Origin of the sequence: Agrobacterium sp. ST15.16.024, from assembly GCF_027956545.1 — a bacterium.
GTDB classification, from domain to species: Bacteria; Pseudomonadota; Alphaproteobacteria; order Rhizobiales; family Rhizobiaceae; genus Agrobacterium; species Agrobacterium cucumeris.
The window spans coordinates 43,842-61,153 of the sequence record NZ_JAQKGO010000009.1 but is presented as its reverse complement, the minus strand read 5'-3'; the positions used below and the strand labels follow the sequence as shown (position 1 = coordinate 61,153).

Below are 17,312 nucleotides of genomic sequence, written 5' to 3'. Positions count from 1 at the left end.
TTACAAATCCCTTCGCAGTCTTGGGTCGAGCATGTCCCGCAGCCCGTCGCCGACCATTTGCAGCGACAGCACGGAAAGAATGATGGCAAAGCCGGGGAAATAGGTCATCCAGTCAGCCTGACCGATATATTGGCGGCCAGCGGAGATCATGGTTCCCCAGGTGGGAATTTCGGGGCTGACACCGAGCCCCAGAAAGGAAAGGCCCGCCTCGGCCAGCATGGCGCTGGCAAAAAGGAAGGTGCATTGCACGAGGATGGGCGAGACCAGATTGCGCAGCACATGCCGCGTCATGATGTGGAAGGTGGAAATGCCAAGCGCCTTCGCCGCCTCCACATAGGGCAACTCACGGATCACCAGTGTCGAGGCGCGCACGATGCGGGCAAGGCGCGGCGAATAAACGACTGCAAGCGCGATGATGACAGTCGTCAGCGACGGGCCGAGTGCCGCCACCAGCGCAATCGCCAGCAGAATATCCGGAAAGGCCATCATCGCATCGATCAGGCGCGCAATCGGCGTATCCAGCTTCTGGAAGAAACCGGCAAGCAGGCCGAGCGTGATGCCGATCAGCGCCGAAAGCGCCACCACGGCGGCCCCGACCAGAAGCGACAGCCTTCCGGCATAGATGGTGCGGGAAAACACGTCGCGGCCGAACTCGTCGGTGCCGAACCAGTAAATTTCGCTCGGCGGCTTCAGACGGTTCACAATCGACAGTTTCGACGGCGAATAAGGCGCAATCATCGGCGCGAAAACGGCAAGCAGCACGAAGACGACGAGAACGATAAGACCGGCAGCGACCGTCTTCCGCTTCAGGAGACGCCGAATGAACAGGATGGTCGGGTTGCGCGCCGGCGGGGTGGTGGAAACAATATCGGCCATCAGTAACGAACCCTCGGATCGACCAGCAGATAAAGCATGTCGATTGCAAAATTGATGAGCACGTAAAGCCCGGCGATGATGAGAAGCGCACCCTGAATGACCGGATAATCCCGCCGCAGCACGGCTGAGACGACAAGATTGCCGACGCCCGGCAGGCCGAAGACGGTTTCCGTTACCACTGCACCGGAAATCAGCACGGCGGCGGTGAGGCCAAGCACGGTGAGAATGGGAATGAGCGCATTCTTCAGCGCATGTTTCATCACCACCCGGCGCTCCTTGACGCCCTTGGCTCTGGCGGTGCGGACATAATCGTCACCGAGAACATCCAGCATCGAGGCGCGGGTGAAGCGCAGAATGAGCGCGGAGGAAACGAGGCCGAGCGCGATGGCCGGCAAGGTCAGGTGATACATGCGCTGCAAGAAGCTGGCACCCGGCCCGCCATAACCCGAAACCGGAAACAGATCGAGCCGCACGGCAAAGACCTGCATGAGGATGAGGCCGAGCCAGAAGCTCGGAATGCTCGCCGCAAGCATTGCAATGGTGGTGGCTGCCTGATCCACGAAGGAGCCACGCCGGTAAGCGGCGTAGATGCCGATGGGCAGCGCGATGACGCTGGCAATCAGCAGCGAAAAGATCGTCAGGAAGAAAGTCGGCTCCGCCCGGTCCAGCAGTGCCGATCCAACCGGCATGTTGAGGAAGATCGACTGGCCGAGATCGCCCTTCAGCAACTGGCCGATATAATAGACATATTGCACACCAAGCGACTGATCGAGACCGAGCCGGGTGCGCAGCTCGGCAATATCCTGCGCCGAGGCATCCGGCCCCAGCATCACGGCGGCCGGGTCTCCGGGGGTGACGCGCAGGATGACGAAAACGATGGTGACGACGAGGAACATCACCACGATCATTCCTGCAAGTCTTTGGAAAATATACCGTATCACGTATCAAGGCTCCGAAGCGGGTGATAGGCCGCGACCAGGCGACGGTTGAACTGAGTTAAAGATGAATGCCGACACCTCCGGCACTCAGGGTCGGGAAAAACGCTTACTTCCGTCATGCCGGACTTGATCCGGCATCCAGCTACCACGCGTCGGCGTGGTAAAAGAATCCCTTGCGATCAAGGACTTGATCGCGCTGGATCCCGGCTCAAGGCCGGGATGACGGGGTGCGGCCGTAGCACCCAGCACCCCGAGACCAAGCTGATCCTATTTCGTGACCGAAGCGTTCCAGAAATACGGCCACGGAGCCGGGTCGACACCATCAAGCTTGTTGGACTTGGCCGCTGCGGCATTGAAGTCACCGATCTTGATGAGCGGCAGCTCGGCATAGATCGTCTTCTGCACGTTGGCCCAAAGCGCGAGGCGCTTTTCCGGATCGGCTTCCGACGTGAAAGCGTCAACTGCCGCCTTGCGTGCCGGCGTATCCCACCAGCCCGGCGAGCTGGTGGACAGAGCTCCCATCAGCGCCGGTTCCGGCAGGAAGGGGCTGTGGCTGATATAGATGTCCCAAAGCTTCGGATCGGCGCGGCGCTGCGTCAGCGTCGCCCAGTCCACCACCTGCATATCCACCTTGAAACCGGCGAGCTTCAAATATTCCGCCGCCACCTGCGCCATCTTGTAATGGAACTCGTATTGGCGGCTGGTGAGGATGCGCAGCGGCTCGCCATTATAACCGGCTGCCTTCAGCTTTTCGGCGGCGGCTTCCGGGTTGCCGACATTATAATTGCCCTCGACACCCTCTTCCGTGTGCCAGGAGAAATTGTCGGGGTAATAGGCACCATCCAGCGCGTAGAAATCCGTGCTGCCGAAAGCGGCTGCGAGCATGTCTTCCATGTTCAGAGCTTCGGTCACGGCCTTGCGGACCTCGAGCTTGGAAGCAAGCCCCTCCTTGGTGTTGAACACGAAGACCGGGAAACCGAATGGTTTCAGCATCATCGGCTGCGAGGCCGACGAGGACTTCACCTTGTCGAAGGATTCCACCGGAATGGAATCGACATAGTCATATTGTCCGGAAACAGCGGCTTCCACGCGGGTATTCGGATCAGGCACCGGAACGAAGCGGATTTCATCGAGATACTGATGGCGTGCACCACCATAACCGTCGCTTTCGCCATCACGGGATTTGTAACCATCGAACCGCACGAGCTGGATATATTGGTCCGCCTTGCGTTCCTTCAGCATATAAGGACCGGTGCCGACAAATTCGGCCATCGGCTCCGCCTGTTTTTCAGCCGGCAGAATGATGGCGGCGGAGTTGTTGAAAGCCAGAAGCGAGGTCAGCGGCGCATAGGCCTGCTTGAGGGTGATCGTCACCGTTCCGGCATCGGGCGCGGAAATATTGTCGATGAAACCGGCGGCCTGCTTGCCGCGCGAGGCGATCTTCATCCAGCGGCCGAGCGAGGCGACGACATCTTCCGAGGTCATGTCGCTTCCATCATGGAACTTGATGCCCTGGCGCAGCTTGATCGTGTAAGTTTTGCCATCCGCACTGATTTCCGGCAGACTTTCGGCCAGAAGCGGCGTCACCTTCCAGCCCTTGTCGAAGGTGTAAAGCGTTTCGAAAATATGCTGCGTGACGATGCCGACCAGATCGGCGGTCGAGGCCATGGGATCGAGTGTCGGCGGCTCGCCGATCGTCGCGACGTTGATGACGCCACCCTTCTCCGCAGCCATCATCACACCCGGCGCCAGCAACAGCGCGGCGGTGGCGAGAAATGCAATTTTACGTCTCATGTTGAAGCTCCCAGCTTTTTTTATCAACTCGATGTTCTATTATTATGTTATATGCATCTTTATAACAGAATATCTTGATAAGACGCCTTGTCAATGACCTCGTGGCGAGATCTCGGAATTCATGGGTTGAGGAACCAGCAGGAAATCTTTGCCAGCGTTAAAACCAAGCTTTTGGGAATGACGGCCACATCTTCCGGGCGAGACAGAAGAGAATTAACAGGTCGGGATATTTCGCATTTGCGAACAAACTGCTATTGAAGATCGAACCAAGACCAGTTTTCGACCGACATCGCTTAGCATTCCTATTATTTTCATATCATTCCGTCTCCGGCAGCCGCTTTTTCAGGACTGGAGACAAGCAGGCCATTCTATACCGCCGAGTTTTTTCCAGGGCGGATTATAAATTTTTATTACGTTGAAATTATTGAGGAAATTATGAAGACGGCAATCGTCCATGACTGGCTCACCGACCGAGGTGGGGCTGAAAAGGTGCTTCACAACCTTCTCGAAATCTATCCTCACGCGGATCTTTACTGCCTTGTCGATTTCATGAGCGAGCGCGACCGGGGTTTCCTCGGCGGCCGGCCCGTCAACACCTCTTTCATCCAGAAACTGCCCTTCGCCCGAAAGAAATACCGTTCCTATCTGCCGTTGATGCCGCTTGCCATCGAACAATTTGATCTCAGCGGTTACGATCTGGTGATCTCCTCAAGCTATGCCGTCGCCAAGGGTGTCATCACCGGTCCGGGCCAGTTCCACGTCTCCTATATCCACAGCCCCATCCGCTATGCCTGGGATCTCCAACACCAATATCTGAAAGAAACAAAACTCAATCGCGGCTTCGCCTCATGGATTGCGCGCGCCATCCTGCATTATATTCGCATGTGGGATATACGCACCGCCAACGGCGTTGACCTGATGACGGTCAATTCCAAATTCATTCGCAACCGGGTGCGCAAATGTTACGGGCGCGATTCAACGGTGATCTATCCGCCGGTGGACACCTCGCATCTGTCTCCTTCCGAATGGAAAGGCGACTATTTCGTTACCGCTTCGCGGCTAGTGCCCTACAAGAAGGTGCACCTGATCGTCGAAGCCTTTGCGAAGATGCCCGAAAAGCGCCTCGTCGTCATCGGCGACGGGCCCGACATGAAACGTATTCGCGACATCGCCGCGCCCAACGTTGAAATCCTTGGCTTCGTCGGCAATGAGGAGCTTCATAAATACATGGCGGAAGCCAGGGCCTTCGTTTTTGCGGCAGAAGATGACTTCGGCATCGTGCCGGTGGAATCGCAGGCGCTGGGAACACCGGTTATCGCCTATGGCAGAGGCGGCGTGCTTGAAACGGTCATCCCGCTTGGCGCTTCAAACCAGCCGACGGGCCTCTATTTCGGCGAACAGACACCGGAAGCGATCTGTGCCGCCGTGCAGGAATTCGTCGATAATTCCGAGCGCTTCGACAAGAACGCCTGCATCGACAATGCCGCCCGCTTCTCACGGGAACGTTTCCTGCGGGAATTTGCCGATACCGTGAATTTTGCACTGGCGGAACGGGCCTGAACGTCGACGACCCGTTGCGCGGCTGAAGACCGAGCCGTGCCGATCGATAATGCTAAACCGCTAGCGGCACGCCTGTTAATGACAGCGCCGAAGTAGATCCAGATCAGCGATCCCGCCTCAGCGCGAAGCATTTAAATATCGAGGATACACACACAAAGGCCAGTGCTAATTATTAGCCGGATTTATTGTTGCAGGTTGGCCCAGCGGCACTAATCCTAAGATGCGTTAATCGGTTTATCCAGTTCATTCTCAAACAGCATTGCCTAATTTTATTTATTGTGCGATTTTCGCGCAGTTTTAGGTGTTAATATGTTTTTATTTAATTCTTTTTTAACAAAAAATAGGCGCGCTTTTTTCGCTGTTGGCCTTGCCAGTGCGCTGATGAATATTCTTAATCTTTCCGGCTCGCTCTTCATGCTGGAGGTTTACGATCGCATTTTGCCCAGCAAGAGCATCCCTTCGCTTGTCGCGCTGGTCGTTCTCCTCATCATCCTTTACGCCTTTCTGATGGGCTTTGACGTTTTGCGCAGCCGGATATTGGCGCGTATCGCCGATACCATCGACGACGCGCTCAATCAGAAGCTTTTCAGGGCATCGATCGGCGCTCCTCTTCTTGCCTCCGCCAAGATCGATGGCTTGCAGATCGTCGGCGATCTCGATCAGATACGTCAGTTTTTGTCCGGTCCGGGCCCCGGAGCATTTTTCGACATTCCCTGGCTCCCTATATATCTGCTGATCTGTTTTGCCCTGCACCCGTGGATCGGCTTTGCCGTGCTTGGCGGCGCCGTCATTCTCGTCATCTTGACGCTTTTGACCAATTGGCTCACCGAAAAGGCGACCAAACAGGCTTATGCCGCGCGTGGGCAGAGAAACACGCTCGTCGGCAACAGTCAGCGCAATATTGAATCCATCAGAACCATGGGCATGATGGGTGCGGTGACCTCGATGTGGAGCGATCTGCATTCTCAATATCGTGCCGTCACCCTTTCGACCTCCGATACGGCGGGCATGCTTGGCGCGATATCGCGCACATTCCGCCTGCTGCTGCAATCCGGCGTCATGGCAATCGGCGCCGTGCTGGTCATCGATGGCAATGCATCGGCGGGCAGCATCATCGCGGGCTCGATCCTTTCGGCAAAGGCGCTTGGCCCCGTCGAACATGCAATAGCCAACTGGCGCAGTTTCATGACGGCGCGACAGGGCTGGAAACGCATCAACGAATTTCTTGAACTGGTGCCTGAGCCGCCGCCGCCACTTTCCCTGCCGCGGCCGCAATATACCGTTGCCGTCGATCGTGTGACGGGTGGGCCGCCGAGTGCTGCGCGCGATACGGTTGCCGATATTTCCTTTACGCTGAATGCTGGCGACGGGCTTGGTATCATTGGTCCAAGCGCGTCCGGAAAATCAACGCTGGCGCGCCTGATGACGGGGATCTGGCCCTATGAGCGCGGTTCCGTGCGCTTCGATGGCGCAGCGTTGAACCAATGGGATTTCGAGGTTCTCGGAAAATCCATCGGTTACATGCCCCAGCAGGTGGAGTTGATGGCGGGAACCGTCGCGCAGAATATCGCGCGATTTGACCGTGATGCGACAGCGGAAGCAATCGTTGCGGCGGCCAAGGCGGCTCAGGTTCATGACCTGATCCTGAGCCTGCCAAGCGGCTACGACACCTATATCGGCGATCGTGGCGAGGCCTTATCGGGCGGGCAGAAGCAGCGCATCGGCCTTGCGCGCGCGCTTTTCGGCGAACCGTTTTTTGTGATTCTGGATGAGCCAAACTCCAATCTGGACAGCGAAGGCGAGATGGCGCTGCGCAATGCAATCGGCGACATCAGGGCGCGGGGCGGCATCGTTGTCGTCATCGCCCATCGTCCCAGCGCCATTGAAAGCGTCAATCTCGTGATGGTCATGAGCGGCGGCCGGATGCTGCGCTTCGGCACCAAGGAAGAAGTGCTGGCGCAAATCCTGCGGCAAAACCTGCATCAGGTGCCGGCCGCGGAGGAAGAAACGCGCAGGATCGAAAATCGGGTGGGCGAAAATGGTTGAGCAGGAAAAAGCCGGCGTCACGAATGCGTCTCTCATAAAGCATTCCGCCGCAGTGATGGTTCTCGCCGTCGCCCTGCTCGTCGGATTGGGCGGCTGGGCAGCCATGGCAAAGCTTGCCGGCGCAGTCGTCGCCACGGGACGGGTCGTCGTCGAAGGCAACTCCAAGAAAATCCAGCACCTTTCCGGCGGCATTGTCAGCGAGATCAGGGTCGCCGAAGGTGACAGGGTCGATGCAGGCCAGATTTTGCTGCGGCTGAGCGACACGATCGTTCAGGCCAATTTATCCATCGTGGAGAACACGCTCGCGCAACTTTATTCGCGCCGTGCCCGACTGCGCGCCGAAATTACCGAGGCCGCGTCTTTCACCGTGCCGGAAGATCTGGTGGAATTGACCAATCCGAAATCCGCCAGGACATTCATCGACAGCGAACAGGGGCTTTTTAACAGCCGCCTCAGCGCGCTGACCGGCATGAAAAAACAGCTGGCAACGCGCAAGGAGCAACTTCTTGACGAAGCGCGAGGCATGGGCGTTCAGGTTGAGGCAACCGAAAACGAGCTTGCCATCGTCAAGGAGGATGTTTCCAAGACGCAGGAACTTTACAGCAAGGGGCTCGTCACGCTTCAGCGGCTCAATCTCTTGAAGCGGCAGCTGTCCAACCTCGAAGGCCAGCAGGGCCAATATATGGCGGCCCGCGCCCAGACGGTGGGCAAGATGAGTGAAATGGACCTGCAGCTGCTGCAGCTCGACGAAGACCGCAAGTCTGAAGTTACCAAAGACCTCACATCGGTCGAGGCAACGGTCGCCGAATACGAAGAACGGCTTGCCGCAACACGCGATCAGCTGGATCGCCTTGATATTCGTTCACCGATCGCCGGGCGTGTCTATCAGCTTTCCGTGCACAATATAAATGGCGTCATTCAGCCGGGTGAAGTGCTGATGCTGGTGGTGCCGGAGAAAGACGACCTTGCAATCGAAGCGGACATACTTCCGCGGGACATTGACCAGATTTACGTCGGCCAGCCGGTCACCATCCGGTTCACGGCCTTCAACCAGAGCACGACACCTGATGTCGTTGCCGAAGTCGCCGTCGTCGCTCCCGATCTACAGATGGATTCCCGAACCGGGGCCTCCTTTTACACCCTGCGGATCAAACCGGATAAGATCGGGATGCAGCATCTTCCGGGCGGAAAACTGTACCCGGGAATGCCGGCCGAAGTCTTCATACAGACGAGTGAGAGAAGCGTTCTGTCCTATTTCGTGAAACCGTTTCAGGACCGACTTAATAAAACGTTCATACAGGAATAAGCTTCTTTATGCTGCAGGTTATCCGAATGAAAACATTCACAAAATATGCGGGTAGACACTCAGTATAGTTAAAAATAAGCGTAAATTAGTCTCTTGTTTTATTATTTTTTATGGATTAAATATCGTAGGCATTGCTAAGTTTAGAGTAAATTTCAATTCATTTCAGTCTCAAAAATTTATAGGAGAGTAACATGGCATTAACTGTCACTTTCGGTAATGGCGGCGCTTCGACGGTTTCGTCGCTCACCAATCTCATCGATCAGGAAGCTTACAAGCTCCTCACGGAATCGACGACGCAGACCAAAAACGGCTCCTCGCTCAATTCCGGCGTCGTTGATGTCGGCGCCGTTTCGGTTCCCGGCAGCAGCGTGGGCGGCAAGGTCGATGTTGGATACAACGCCAGCACCAACAGCTTCAATTTCGACGTGACGTCGGCATGGAACTCGGTGAAAAACGTTCTCGCCAAGTCCGACTCCGCAGAAAACCTTTCGTTCAAGGATTTCGTGCAGGTTGACGTTCACCTTGGCGGCACCACCGCTTCCAACGTTGAAGTTCTCAATGCCAAGCGTGGTAATATCTCCACCGGCTCGGGCAATGACACGGTCACCCTCTCACTTCTGTCGAACGACAAAGCCTGGGTAAACGCCTTCAACATCGACACCGGTGCCGGCAACGACACCATCATCGTCAAGGCGGGCTCTGCCCTTAATGATCTGTCTTCGGCGGGCGCAGGCGGCGTTGCTGCCGGCACCAATGTCGTAAACGGTGGCAAGGGCATCACCGACGGTAGCGCAACCTCTGTCACGATCAACGCCGGTGACGGCAACGACACGATCGATCTTAGCGGCGTCAAGCTCGCTTCGTCGCTGGTAACCGGCGGCAAGGGCATCGATCACATCATCGCCAGCGGCGGTGCCGATACTTTCGTGTTCAATCTCGGCGACATGGCCAAGAGCCTTGCCACCGACTCCATCAGTGGCTTCAACGCCAGCGTGGACAAGCTCAAGCTGGTTGGCACGACAATCTCGGACTGGACGCTGTCGAACTTCGGCGACGACACCGTCCTCGACTACCATGTGGACGGCGCGCACAAGGGTGAAAAGATCATCGTTTCAGGTGTTCACCTTACCGGCAGCGGCTGGTTCACCGCATAATTCTCTCAAAGAGAATTTGCATTAGCAGCGCCATTGCCTAAAATGATCGTGGTCCGGACCGTATATCCGGACCACGATTTTTTTGTCCTGAAATTTCTCATTCTCTTTTGAACTTTTAGATTTTATCAAAAACTTTTCAGAGCACCGACATGGAACAGAAAAAGTCGCGCGACAATAGTTATGATGTCGCCAAAGGCCTGTGCATGATCCTTGTGGTTTTCGGTCACGCGGAAAGGGGACTAAGCGTTTCCGGCGCACCACCGCAATTCAGCCTTCTGGGATTTGTCGACTACACGATCTATACTTTTCATATGCCGTTTTTTTTCTTCGTTTCGGGGCTGTTTTTCTCATCCGGCAAAACGACGGACCCCAGAGATTTCCTGGGCAAGCTGGGAAAAAATATCGCTTATCCCTATCTGTTCTGGTCGCTCCTGCACGGCAGCCTCATGGTTGCCATGGGGCGTCTCGGCCTCACAAATACGGTCATTGATTTTACCAGAATTCTCGAAATCCTGTGGAATCCGATCAGTCCCTTCTGGTTTCTCTACGCGCTGTTTTTCTGCCAGCTCGCATCCTTTGTTTTAACACAGCTATCCGCGATTGTCCGCCTGGCACTCGCACTCGTTGTTTTCACATTGCTTTATTCACTCGGCCATTCCGTCCTGTGGGATATCGCCTACGGCTTCGTGTATTTCACACTCGGCATCGTCGCGAAACAATATGGTTTTCAGCAGAGACGATACGATACGCGCTCATTTCTCGGACTGCTCGTAGCCTTTGCAATTTCAGCCTATTTGTCATGGCAAGCCGAGATTCCCGAAAGGCTCCCTTTTATCTCCGCCGTTCTCGGCATCTTTCTGGTGATCGCACTATCGCAAATTCTCGCGAGGAGCGAAAACGCGATATCGTCCGTATTTGAAACGCTTGGGAGACTGTCCGTCGGCATTTATGTCATGCACATCATCGCCATCGGCTTTGGCCGGGCTGTCGCAGTAAAACTGTTTCAGGTGACAGATATGGCAAGCCTTCTGGCAATCACGACAATCATCGGTGTTGCGCTGCCGGCCATCGTTCAAATGGCCGCCATCCGCCTTGGCATCCATGAGTGGCTGGCATTGCCCGCCTCGGCCCATAGAAGATCAAACGACATCACACCGTCTTTCGGACGCATCCGTAAAAAGCTGAAAAAACATTCGTAAAACAAATAATTACCAATTCGTGATATCAAGACATAAAGAAACTTCGCAAGCGTGACAAAACTGCACTAGCGCAATGCAGCAATCGAAGAGATTATGGCTCTGACTGAATATTAAAAGCAAAGACATCAACGCTCCTCTGAACCACGAATGTGCGCGATTGCAGCTTTCTGGCACAGATGATCGGTGAATGAACTTGAAGCATCGCCTGGAATTGGGCATATGCCTGATGCGGGCAGAAGCAGTTTCTAAATACGATTCTGCTTAAAGAATGTAATACCGGTGGAGTTTCCTTTACCGGCTCTGTTTATGACGTGTCTATTTTTTAAAAATTATACGATGTCCGGACTGTTTTACTTTTCGGACGAAATTCATTTTGAGGACCAAATGCGTTTATTGAATGTTTCGATTCTGCTTGCCTCCGCAGCACTGGCAGGCTGCACGGTCACAGCGGCGTCCGGGCCTGATGCGGCGTCAATCGAATCCAACGCTTCGGTAAAATTTGGTTCCAAGGACAAGCAGAAAACCGCAGGCGTGGACTACGCGCTGATCGACATAAACAGCTCCGTCCTGAATTATGTCGGCGATACCACGACGACGACCCTGCTCGGCAGCTTCGGCGGTGGCAAGGGCGGTGTGCCTGCGCTGCCAATGGGTGTCGGCGACGTGGTGCAGGTGGCGATCTTCGAAAGCCAGGCGGGTGGTCTGTTCATCCCGAGTGATGCGGGCAGCCGCCCAGGCAACTTTATCAGCCTGCCCAACCAGACGGTGGATCGGGAAGGCAATATCAGCGTGCCCTATGCCGGCAAGATCCGCGCGACCGGCCGCAATGTCGAGGATGTGCAGAGCGAAATCGAGGAGCGACTTGCCAACCGCGCCATCGAACCGCAGGTTCTCATCACCAAGATTTCCAGCCGTTCGGCGCAGGCTTCCGTGCTTGGCGATGTCAAGGAGCCGACAAAGGTCCAGCTGTCGGAAGCGGGCGATCGCGTTCTTGACGTGATCTCCTATGCCAAGGGCCTCAGCGCGCCCAATATCGAATCCTATGTAACGCTGATCCGCCGCGGCAAGACTGCGCGCGTCAACTATAATCACCTCGTCAGCACGCCGAGCGAGAACATCTATGTGGTTCCGGGCGACACGATCATGGTGGAACGTGAGCGCCGCACTTATCTCGCCTTCGGCGCTTCCGGCCTCAACGGCCGTTTCGAATTCGAGGACGCCGATCTCAAGCTTTCGGATGCGCTCGGCAAGGCGGGCGGATTGCTCGATTCCCGTGCGGATCCGGCCCAGGTCTATGTCTATCGCACCGTCAAGCGCGAGCTTCTGGTCAAACTCGGCATCAATACGTCCAAGTTCCCCGGGCAGGACGTTCCGGTCATCTTCCGCGCCAATCTGCGCGATCCGTCCACCTTCTTCGCCAGCACGAAATTCCCGATGCAGGATCGCGACATCATCTACGTCACGAATTCGCAGGCAACCGAACTTTACAAGTTCCTCGATCTCGTCGGCTCCGTTCCCGCAACGACGGGCAATGTGGCCGAGGATGTACTTGCGACGCGCAATGCCATCCGGGCCTTCTGACCCATGGCATCGCCCCGCTGACACCAAAGCCGCCCCGGAAACGAGGCGGCTTTTTTGGCTGAAACCATTAGCGGGAATTGTCTGCCGGTCAGGGTGCATATCGACGACATTCCGCTCCAGCAACTGACGGCACCGGTGAACACAGATGCTGATCGTGGAGGCAGAGGCCGACGCTCAGGCAGCGGCTGTCGCGTGGTAAGCCGGCGACCGGCATCGGCCAAGAACCGCCACACCCCCTGCTCCGCAAGGCGTAGCGCCGTGGCCATTGTCGCCGCCATTACAAAAGTTTAAGGTGATTTCGCAGCGCAATGGGTATCTTCTGGGTGGCAAGCTGCTCCCAAGGCTTGCCGCACATGTTCGGGAAACATGTATCGCTCTCATTATGCGGAATCGTCAGATGAAACGTTTCTGGACCGCCCTCAGCGTTCTTGCCATCGCAGCCATCGGCGCGTGGTATTTCAAAGACCGCCTGCCGCTCGATCAAATTCCCTATCTCAAGCAATTCGCCAGCGTCTCGCAACAGACGGCCCCTGCCACGGCTGATACCAGGGCGCAGCACGCACAAAACGGCCAGGCCGCCCCACAACAGGGCCAAAGACAGGGTGGCGGGCGGCGCAATGGCGGACCGCCCACCGTCAGCACCATCGCTGTCGAAAAGGCGACGCTGCCGATGGATGCCATGGCGACAGGCTGGGCGGTTGCCGCCGATATTACCAATATCGCCCCGCTTCAGGCCGGTCTCGTCACGGAAATCGCGGCAAAAGACGGCCAGCATATCAAGGCCGGTGATCTGATCCTGAAAATGGATGACCGCATCGCCCGCGCCGCAGTCGATAAGGACAAGGCCAATATTGCCGCCGATCAGGCGACGCTCGATCAGGCCGAGGCGGCTTTCCAGCGCGCCGCCAATCTGGTCAAGCAGAATGCCGAAGCCCAGCAAGTGCTGGATCTCGCCAAGGCGGCGCGGGATTCGGCCAGCGCCAAGATCGGTGCTGACCGCGCGGCACTGGCCGCCGACCAGGTGACGCTCGAGAATATGGAAATCCGTGCGCCCTTTGACGGTCGGCTGGGCGATATCAGCGTCAGTCCCGGCGCTTATCTCAGCGCCGGCGTCAATATCGTGACGATCACGAAATACGACCCCATCGATGTCAGTTTCCGTCTGTCCCAACGTTATCTGCCGCAATTGCGCGAAGGCCTCGAGAAGGGCGCAACTGTGGATGTAGATCCGGCGGCAACCGGCGGTGAAGCCATGCAGGGCGTACTGCGCTTTTACGACAATACGGTGGACCAGACCTCCGGCACCGTGCTGGTGAAAGCCGAATTCAAGAACGATCGCGGCCTTTTATGGCCCGGCCAATCCGTCAACGTCACAGCCCACTTCGTCTCGGATGAAGAGATGATCGTCGTGCCGACGGTTGCGGTTCGGCCGGGGCCGAAGGGAAGTTTTGTCTATACCGTCGATGAGAACCACCGTGTTCATATGACAACGGTCGAAGTCGCCCGTTCGAACGGCGATCTCACCGCCATCGCCAGCGGCCTGTCCGGTGGAGAACATGTCATCATCGAAGGCCAGTCGGAACTCGCCGATGGCCAGCAGGTTGTCGAGCAGTTTTCCGACAAGGGTGGCGCAGACGGCAATCTGGCCGCCAATGTTCCGCAGGAAAAGGCTGGCACCCCATGATCTCGAATTTCTGCATCAACCGGCCCGTCGCAACCACCCTTCTCGCCATCGGCCTCGTGCTGGCCGGGCTTGCCGGTTTCCGCCTGCTACCCGTCGCCGCACTGCCGAAGGTCGATTTTCCGACGATCAGCGTCTCGTCGTCGCTATCGGGCGCTTCGCCGCAGACCATGGCCACATCGGTCACCACCCCGCTGGTCAAGCAGTTCGAGACCATTCCGGGCGTCAGCGAGATCAGCGCCACCAATACGTTGGGCAACAGCTCGATCGTGCTGCAATTCGACCTTAACCGCGATATCGATGCTGCGGCTGCCGATGTTCAGGCCGCGATTTCGCGCGCGCAACGGCAATTGCCAAGCAACATGACGACGACGCCAAGCTACCGCAAGACCAACCCGGCCGATGCCCCGGTGCTGTTGCTGGCGATAAACAGCAAGGAACTGCCAACCAGCAAGGTGGATGAGATCGCCGAAGATATCATCTCGCCGCTGCTTTCCACCATTTCCGGCGTCGCCCAGGTCAGTGTCTATGGTGCGCAGACCTATGCCGTGCGCATCGGCCTCGATCCGGCGCAGCTTCAGGCGCGCGGGCTCGGCGTCGATACCGTTACCAATGCCATAGCGCAGGCGAATAATCAGGTGCCCGTTGGCGCATTGCAGAACGACAACCAGCGCCTGACAATCGAGGCCGATACCCAGCGCACGGATGCCGCGGCCTTCCGCACCCTGGTCGTGGCGACGAATAACGGCGCACCTATCCATCTCGGTGACATCGCCAATGTCACCGACAGCATCGACAACACCAATGCCGGTAGCTGGTTTGACGGCGAACAGGCGATCATCCTTGCCGTCCAGCGACAGCCGGACGCCAATACCGTCGACGTTGTCGATGCCATCAAGGCCAAGCTGCCGGCACTTCGCCAGCAATTGCCGCCCTCGGTGAACATCAACGTCATGAATGATGCCTCGACCGCCATCACGGATGCGATCTCCGATGTCCAGTTCACGCTTTTCCTCACCATCGGGCTGGTCGTCGCGGTCATCTATCTTTTCACCGGCCACCTGACGGCGACCATCATTCCGGGCCTTGCCGTACCTTTGTCGCTGATCACCGCCTTCGGCGCCATGTATGTGCTGGGTTACAGCATCGACAATATCTCACTGCTTGGCCTGACATTGTCCGTGGGGCTGGTGGTGGACGATGCCATCGTCATGCTGGAAAACATATTACGCCTGCATGAAAAAGGGCTGACCATGCGGGAAGCTGCCCTTCAGGGGGCGGCCGAAGTCAGCAATACCATCCTGTCCATGTCCATCTCGCTGGTTGCCGTGTTTATTCCCATCCTGTTGATGGGTGGGGTGATCGGCAGGCTCTTCAACGAATTCGGCATGGTCGTCACGCTCGCAATCATGGCCTCGGCGCTGGTGTCGCTGACGGTAACGCCGATGCTCGCCTCGCGCCTTTCCGGCAATTCGTCCAGACCGCCAGCCATCGTCCGGTGGTTTGATGCCGGTTTCGAGCGCACGCTGCGTGGTTATGGCCGTGCAGTCGGCTGGTGCCTTTCCCACCGCCGTGTGGTTCTGGCTTCGTTTCTGGCCTCGATTGCCGCCTCGCTCTATCTGTTCGAGACCCTGCCCTCCAGTTTCTTCCCGCAGGAGGATATTGGCCGCCTTTCCGTGTCGACGCAGGCGCGCGAGGATATTTCCTATACTGCGATGCGGGACCTTCAGGCACAGGTCGCCGACCAGATCCGCAAGAACCCGGCCGTTGTGCATGTCACCTCCATTGTCGGCGGCAACTCCCGCAATCCGCTGAACAATGGTTCGATGTTCGTTGAACTGAAACCCAAGGAACAACGCGCGCCGCTCAGCCAGGTGCTGGCGGAACTGGGGCAGGCCACATCGAAAGTGGCCGGCATCCGCACCTATATCAATCCGCAGCAGAGCCTGCGTTTCGGCGGGCGCAGTTCCGCCAGCCAGTATCAGCTCGTCGTTCAGGGCCTGAATGCCGATACGACCAATGACTGGTCGAACAAGTTGATGGAAGCGATGCGCCGCGACCACACATTCACCGCCGTCACTTCCGACGCCCAGAACGGCGCCATCGCCGCAACGATCTCCGTCGATCCGGAAAAAGCCGCCGCCTTCGGCATCACCAATGACCAATTGCGCAAGACGCTGGAAATGTCCTTCGGCGGTTATACGGCCGCCCAAATCCAGTCGACCGGTGACAGCTATGATGTGATCGTGGAGTTCGACAGTTCGAAACAGTGGAATGATGATTTCCTGAGCGATATCAATATTCTCTCGGCCAAATCCGGCGTTCTGGTTCCGCTTTCCAATTTCGCCGCCCTCACCCGCACCCAGGCACCGGTCACCATCAATCAGACGGGCCAGCTCGTTTCCACGACGATTTCCTTCAACCTGCCGGATGGGGTGGCGTTGTCCGATGCCACCAGCCGGATCGATCAGCTCAAAACCACGATCGGCCTGCCGCAGGACGTTTTCACCAGCTATGGCGGCACGGCGGCAATCTTCCAGCAGAGCCAGGGCAATACCGGCATCCTCATTCTTGCGGCGGTGCTGACCATCTATGTGGTTCTCGGCGTTCTCTACGAGAGCTTCATTCACCCGCTGACCATTCTGTCCGGCCTGCCGGCAGCGGCCTTCGGCGCGCTGGTGGCGTTGAAGGTGATGGGCATGGATTTCTCGATCATCGCGCTTATCGGCCTGTTGATGCTGATAGGCATCGTCAAGAAAAACGCGATCATGATGATCGACGTGGCGGTGGAATTGATGCGCGAAAAGGCCGAACCGGCCGTCACCGCCATTCACGAAGCCTGCGTTCGCCGGTTTCGGCCGATCATGATGACGACCTTCTGCGCGTTGCTGGGTGCGCTGCCAATCGCGCTTGGCTCGGGTGCCAGTTCGGAGCTGCGCCAGCCGCTCGGCGTCGCCGTGGTTGGCGGCCTTATCGTCTCGCAATTGCTGACGCTGTTCATCACCCCTGTTATCTTCGTGGAAATGGACCGGTTCGGCAACTTCCTCGCCGGTCTGTTTTCCCGCAAGAAATCAGCCGGCAAGCATGCCGAGCCGCAAAAGCCGGAGGGTGAAGGCGAGCCTGATTCCGTCGCTGCCTAGACCGTTTTGATTTTACGCGTTGTCCGGACGCAAAAGC

11 protein-coding genes are annotated in these 17,312 nt (G+C 57.0%); 8 read left to right on the top strand and 3 right to left on the bottom strand.

The window, feature by feature from the left end:
- From PL640_RS21090 to PL640_RS21080, 3 genes are all read right to left on the bottom strand, one after another.
- Entirely contained in the window at nt 1-876 is an 876-nt protein-coding gene (locus PL640_RS21090; RefSeq protein ID WP_065117645.1) for an ABC transporter permease, read from the bottom strand.
- Nucleotides 876-1,817, bottom strand: a complete 942-nt coding sequence (locus tag PL640_RS21085; RefSeq protein ID WP_269699445.1) for an ABC transporter permease — start codon at nt 1,815-1,817, stop codon at nt 876-878. The genes PL640_RS21090 and PL640_RS21085 overlap by 1 nt, the downstream gene beginning before the upstream one ends.
- Nucleotides 1,818-2,081: 264 nt before the next feature.
- Nucleotides 2,082-3,608 carry an ABC transporter substrate-binding protein gene (locus PL640_RS21080; RefSeq protein ID WP_269699444.1) on the bottom strand — a complete coding sequence of 509 codons (1,527 nt, stop codon included), beginning with the start codon at nt 3,606-3,608 and terminating at the stop codon, nt 2,082-2,084.
- 435 nt (nt 3,609-4,043) lie between these two features.
- Here PL640_RS21080 and PL640_RS21075 point away from each other — a divergent pair, with 435 nt between their 5' ends.
- The 8 genes from PL640_RS21075 (at nt 4,044) to PL640_RS21040 (ending at nt 17,275) form a co-directional block, all read left to right on the top strand.
- The gene (locus PL640_RS21075) at nt 4,044-5,168 is read left to right on the top strand and encodes a glycosyltransferase family 4 protein (protein ID WP_142842732.1); all 1,125 of its coding nucleotides are present in this window, start codon (nt 4,044-4,046) and stop codon (nt 5,166-5,168) included.
- A 309-nt stretch (nt 5,169-5,477) separates the two neighbouring features.
- Nucleotides 5,478-7,214 carry a type I secretion system permease/ATPase gene (locus tag PL640_RS21070; RefSeq protein ID WP_142842731.1) on the top strand — a complete coding sequence of 579 codons (1,737 nt, stop codon included), beginning with the start codon at nt 5,478-5,480 and terminating at the stop codon, nt 7,212-7,214.
- Nucleotides 7,207-8,520, top strand: a complete 1,314-nt coding sequence (locus PL640_RS21065) for an HlyD family type I secretion periplasmic adaptor subunit (protein ID WP_271363429.1) — start codon at nt 7,207-7,209, stop codon at nt 8,518-8,520. The genes PL640_RS21070 and PL640_RS21065 overlap by 8 nt, the downstream gene beginning before the upstream one ends.
- Before the next feature lie 191 nt (nt 8,521-8,711).
- Nucleotides 8,712-9,674 (top strand): rhizobiocin, encoded by a 963-nt coding sequence (locus tag PL640_RS21060; RefSeq protein WP_271363428.1) that lies wholly within the window; start codon nt 8,712-8,714, stop codon nt 9,672-9,674.
- A 149-nt stretch (nt 9,675-9,823) separates the two neighbouring features.
- Nucleotides 9,824-10,873: an acyltransferase family protein gene (locus PL640_RS21055; RefSeq protein WP_271363427.1), complete on the top strand. Its 1,050-nt coding sequence runs from the start codon at nt 9,824-9,826 to the stop codon at nt 10,871-10,873.
- A 384-nt stretch (nt 10,874-11,257) separates the two neighbouring features.
- Nucleotides 11,258-12,454, top strand: coding sequence for a polysaccharide biosynthesis/export family protein (locus PL640_RS21050; RefSeq protein ID WP_142842727.1), 1,197 nt, complete (start codon nt 11,258-11,260; stop codon nt 12,452-12,454).
- A gap of 397 nt (nt 12,455-12,851) precedes the next feature.
- Nucleotides 12,852-14,138, top strand: a complete 1,287-nt coding sequence (locus tag PL640_RS21045; protein WP_271363425.1) for an efflux RND transporter periplasmic adaptor subunit — start codon at nt 12,852-12,854, stop codon at nt 14,136-14,138.
- A complete protein-coding gene (locus PL640_RS21040; protein WP_271363423.1) occupies nt 14,135-17,275 on the top strand; it encodes an efflux RND transporter permease subunit in 3,141 nt (1,046 codons plus the stop codon). The genes PL640_RS21045 and PL640_RS21040 overlap by 4 nt, the downstream gene beginning before the upstream one ends.
- The last annotated feature ends 37 nt before the right edge of the window (nt 17,276-17,312 follow it).

Coding starts and splice junctions, on each gene's coding strand:
- PL640_RS21090 (WP_065117645.1), bottom strand. CDS start 876: ATGGCCGATATTGTTTCCACCACCCCGCCGGCGCGCAACCCGACCATC.
- PL640_RS21080 (WP_269699444.1), bottom strand. CDS start 3,608: ATGAGACGTAAAATTGCATTTCTCGCCACCGCCGCGCTGTTGCTGGCG.
- PL640_RS21075 (WP_142842732.1), top strand. CDS start 4,044: ATGAAGACGGCAATCGTCCATGACTGGCTCACCGACCGAGGTGGGGCT.
- PL640_RS21070 (WP_142842731.1), top strand. CDS start 5,478: ATGTTTTTATTTAATTCTTTTTTAACAAAAAATAGGCGCGCTTTTTTC.
- PL640_RS21065 (WP_271363429.1), top strand. CDS start 7,207: ATGGTTGAGCAGGAAAAAGCCGGCGTCACGAATGCGTCTCTCATAAAG.
- PL640_RS21060 (WP_271363428.1), top strand. CDS start 8,712: ATGGCATTAACTGTCACTTTCGGTAATGGCGGCGCTTCGACGGTTTCG.
- PL640_RS21055 (WP_271363427.1), top strand. CDS start 9,824: ATGGAACAGAAAAAGTCGCGCGACAATAGTTATGATGTCGCCAAAGGC.
- PL640_RS21050 (WP_142842727.1), top strand. CDS start 11,258: ATGCGTTTATTGAATGTTTCGATTCTGCTTGCCTCCGCAGCACTGGCA.
- PL640_RS21045 (WP_271363425.1), top strand. CDS start 12,852: ATGAAACGTTTCTGGACCGCCCTCAGCGTTCTTGCCATCGCAGCCATC.
- PL640_RS21040 (WP_271363423.1), top strand. CDS start 14,135: ATGATCTCGAATTTCTGCATCAACCGGCCCGTCGCAACCACCCTTCTC.